This is a genomic window from Acinetobacter sp. 742879 (assembly GCF_000588535.1).
In the GTDB taxonomy this organism is placed as follows: domain Bacteria; phylum Pseudomonadota; class Gammaproteobacteria; order Pseudomonadales; family Moraxellaceae; genus Acinetobacter; species Acinetobacter pittii.
The window spans coordinates 1-3,597 of sequence record NZ_JFYC01000032.1; the positions used below are offsets into that span (position 1 = coordinate 1).

General features: G+C 40.7%; 5 protein-coding genes and 2 tRNA genes. 3 read left to right on the forward strand and 4 right to left on the reverse strand.

Annotated elements, in window-relative coordinates:
- On the reverse strand, positions 1-455 hold a 455-nt coding region (hisH, locus tag J690_RS23330), incomplete at its 3' end, for an imidazole glycerol phosphate synthase subunit HisH (protein WP_032038787.1).
- The gene (gene hisB, locus J690_RS23335) at positions 455-1,048 is read right to left on the reverse strand and encodes an imidazoleglycerol-phosphate dehydratase HisB (RefSeq protein ID WP_002116767.1); all 594 of its coding nucleotides are present in this window, start codon (positions 1,046-1,048) and stop codon (positions 455-457) included. The genes hisH and hisB, both read right to left, overlap by 1 nt.
- A gap of 102 nt (positions 1,049-1,150) precedes the next feature.
- Here hisB and J690_RS23340 point away from each other — a divergent pair, with 102 nt between their 5' ends.
- The 3 genes from J690_RS23340 to J690_RS23350 all read left to right on the forward strand — a co-directional run bounded on the left by J690_RS23340 (position 1,151) and on the right by J690_RS23350 (position 1,918).
- Complete coding sequence (locus tag J690_RS23340) at positions 1,151-1,534, forward strand: GNAT family N-acetyltransferase (protein WP_002116928.1); 384 nt, start codon at positions 1,151-1,153, stop codon at positions 1,532-1,534.
- A 106-nt stretch (positions 1,535-1,640) separates the two neighbouring features.
- Positions 1,641-1,716, forward strand: a tRNA-Phe gene (locus J690_RS23345).
- A gap of 126 nt (positions 1,717-1,842) precedes the next feature.
- A tRNA-Phe gene (locus tag J690_RS23350) sits at positions 1,843-1,918 on the forward strand.
- Between the two features lie 167 nt (positions 1,919-2,085).
- On the opposite strand, the gene J690_RS23355 is transcribed toward J690_RS23350, so the two are convergent.
- Both J690_RS23355 and J690_RS23360 read right to left on the reverse strand, forming a co-directional pair.
- The gene (locus tag J690_RS23355) at positions 2,086-2,517 is read right to left on the reverse strand and encodes a GNAT family acetyltransferase (protein WP_032036583.1); all 432 of its coding nucleotides are present in this window, start codon (positions 2,515-2,517) and stop codon (positions 2,086-2,088) included.
- A 130-nt stretch (positions 2,518-2,647) separates the two neighbouring features.
- Positions 2,648-3,597, reverse strand: a 950-nt coding sequence (locus J690_RS23360) for an acetyl-CoA hydrolase/transferase C-terminal domain-containing protein (protein ID WP_032038794.1), incomplete at its 5' end; no start/stop codon positions are given.

Below are 3,597 nucleotides of genomic sequence, written 5' to 3' on the forward strand. Positions count from 1 at the left end.
ACATAGTAACTATGTACAAAGTAGAAGCGAGCATCTTGTTCGATGTTGTTCCACATTGGATGGCTTGGGTCCATTTGGTGAACTTGGTTCCAGCCCATGTGTGGTACTTTCAAACCTTCCATTTGAGGGAAATGTTTTACTACGCCGTCAAAAATACCTAATGCGTCTACACCGCCATTTTCTTCAGAACTTTGTAGCAATGCTTGCATACCTACACAAATCGCAAGAACAGGTTTATTAAAAGCAGCTTTACGTACAACTTCATCAATACCTGCTTCACGCATACCTTGCATACAGTCACGCATTGCACCCACACCTGGAAAAACAATTTTGTCGGCTCGTGCAATTAACTTTGGATCATTGGTCACATCGACTGTAGCGCCCACATGCTCAAGTGCTTTAGCTGCTGAGTGTAGATTGCCCATGCCATAATCAAGTAACGCGATACGTGTCATTAGAGGCTACCTTTTGTCGATGCAATCGTGTTTTCTGCACGTGGATCAACTTCACATGCCATACGTAAAGCACGAGCAAGTGCTTTAAAAACACTTTCGATTTGATGGTGGCTATTTTTACCTTTTAAGTTATCGATGTGTAAGGTCATAAGCGCATGGTTTACGAAACCTTGGAAAAACTCAGAAAATAAATCGACATCAAATGTACCGATGCGCGCACGAGTAAATGGAATATCCATGAATAAACCCGGACGACCAGATAAATCTACAACAACGCGAGATAAAGCTTCGTCTAATGGTGCATAAAAATGACCATAGCGTTTTAAACCTTTTTTATCGCCCAAAGCTTGTGCAAAAGCTTGTCCAAGCGTGATACCACAGTCTTCTACGGTGTGGTGATCATCAATCTCGAGGTCTCCGTCACAATGAATATCGATATCAAATAAGCCATGTCGCTTGATTTGATCAATCATATGGTCTAAAAATGGAACTCCAGTGTTTAGTGTGCCTTGACCAGTACCGTCGAGATTTAAACGAACTCGAATTTTGGTTTCATTGGTATTTCTAACCACTTCACTGATACGTTGCGTCATGGACACGTTCCTCAAAAAACGTCAAAAATGATTGGATGTTAACGACAATTTCGCTGTGACGAATTCGTGACAGCATCATAGTTTGCTCAGGAGGGTTAATCAATGCCTATTACCGTACATGCTTATAGTTCTCTAGATAATTCAGAGATCCGCGATCAGCTTGAGCGACTGTATGATACAAGTCCGGAGTTTGGTGACGGGCACGATGCGATTGAACAACTTGAACAAGATTTACAACAGTATACCACGCTATACACTGCCGAATTTAACACCAAAATTATAGGTGCAATTTGGTCTTCAGGACAAGGCGAAAGCAAGGTTCTTGAATATATTGTTGTGCACCCTGCGAACCGTGGTCGTGGGGTAGCTGAGCGCTTAGTCGAAGAAGCTTGCCGCATAGAAGAGTCAAAAGGTGTTAAAACTTTTGAACCAGGCTGTGGCGCGATTCATCGCTGTTTGGCTCACATTGGTAAACTACATCACTAAAAGCTTCTATTATTTTGTGGTTGTGATTTAAAAATAATCACTTGTTACAAAAAACACGGAAGTTGCTTGACGTCTTCTTATAAACATTGTTTAATACGCCCAATTCGGCGTGATAGCTCAGTAGGTAGAGCAACGGATTGAAAATCCGTGTGTCCCCAGTTCGATCCTGGGTCTCGCCACCATTATTTGTGTTTTCAATCCCTGATCCCATCAGGGATTTTTTTTAAGTATAAAAAATACTCATTTAAATCAGAAACTCAGGATAATTGTTGACTATTGTTCTGAGATACGGCTTAATACAGGCCATCGGCGTGATAGCTCAGTAGGTAGAGCAACGGATTGAAAATCCGTGTGTCCCCAGTTCGATCCTGGGTCTCGCCACCATATTCGAAAAAGCCCCATATATAATGTATGGGGCTTTTTTCATGCCTGTTTATTTAATAAAAATATTAAGACCTTACCTGTGTATAAATCTCATTTTATCCACAAGCAAAGAGTTATCCCCAATATTGCCTTAACTTTCTAAAAATGGCTCAACTGAAAACTTGTCTCTAATCGTGAGAACTATCACGAATAAGTCGTTTTCCTAAGCACACTGCTTCTATCTCGTCATAGCCAAGCTGTTCGTAAAAGTTCAACACATTCAAATTGTCTTTACGGACTAATAATTGAAGTTTTGGGCAGCCGCGAGCAATCAGTCGCTTCTCAAGCTGCTGAACAAGCGCTGTAGCGATTCCTAAGCGTTGTTGGTGGGGGTGAACAGCCAAATAGTTAATCCAGCCTCTATGGCCGTCGTAGCCGCCCATAAGCGTGCCAATCAGTTGCTCATCTTTAATAGCAACCAAAAACAAATCATCCTGTTGCGAGACTTTCCTGAAAATATCGGTTTCAGGATTATTCCAAGGACGGGTTAGACCACAGCTTTCCCATAAAATAACGACATCATCCAGATCTGCATTTGTAAATTGACGAATAATAAACATATGGATTTCTACTTTTTGTTTTGATGTGCTGAAAAGATAAAATAAAAATTCGGGCTTGAGCAGTTTTTTATTAATAATTTAAACAAATAAAAAAGCACCCCCGAAGGAGTGCTTGAATTAAACCAGTGATTTAAGCTGATTTTGCAACTGGTGCTGCTTGAAGCATTTGACCTGTTTCTTCGAAGTTTGCATGCCAAGACAATGCTTCACGAAGTAAGTGAGGAGTATGTCCACCTTTCGTACATGCACGGTCAAAGTAGTCATTTAATGCATCACGATAAAGTGGGTGTACACAATTATCAATAATAGCGCGAGCGCGTTCACGAGGCGCTAAACCGCGTAAGTCTGCTAAACCTTGCTCTGTCACTAAAATATCAACGTCGTGTTCACTGTGATCAACGTGGCTTACCATTGGTACGATAGAAGAGATATCGCCGCCTTTAGCAATTGATTTGGTTACAAAGATCGCCAAGTGAGCGTTACGAGCGAAGTCACCTGAACCACCAATACCGTTCATCATTTTAGTACCACACACGTGAGTTGAGTTCACGTTACCGTAAATATCAAACTCAAGCGCAGTGTTAATGCCGATAATCCCTAAACGACGAACCAATTCAGGATGGTTAGAAATTTCTTGTGGACGAAGCACTAATTTGTCTTTGTAAGCTTCGATATTGCCAAAAACTTTTTCACCACATTTTGCAGAAAGGGTAATTGAGCTACCAGAAGCAAATTTCATTTTGCCTGCATCAATGAGTTCAAAAGTACAGTCTTGTAGTACTTCTGAGTACATGATGAGGTCTTCAAAATCAGAATCTTTTAAACCTGTTAATACAGCGTTGGCAATAGAACCAATTCCTGCTTGTAATGGACCAAGGTTTTTCGGTAAACGACCTTCTGCAACTTCTTTATTAAAGAAAGCAATTAAGTGGTTTGCAATGCCTTGAGTCTCATCATCTGGAGGAGTTACTGTTGATGGTGAGTCATGTGTATCGTTAAATACAATACCTACAATTTTTGCAGGATCAATTTGGATTGCTGTTGTACCAATACGCTCATCCACTTTTGTTAATGGAATTG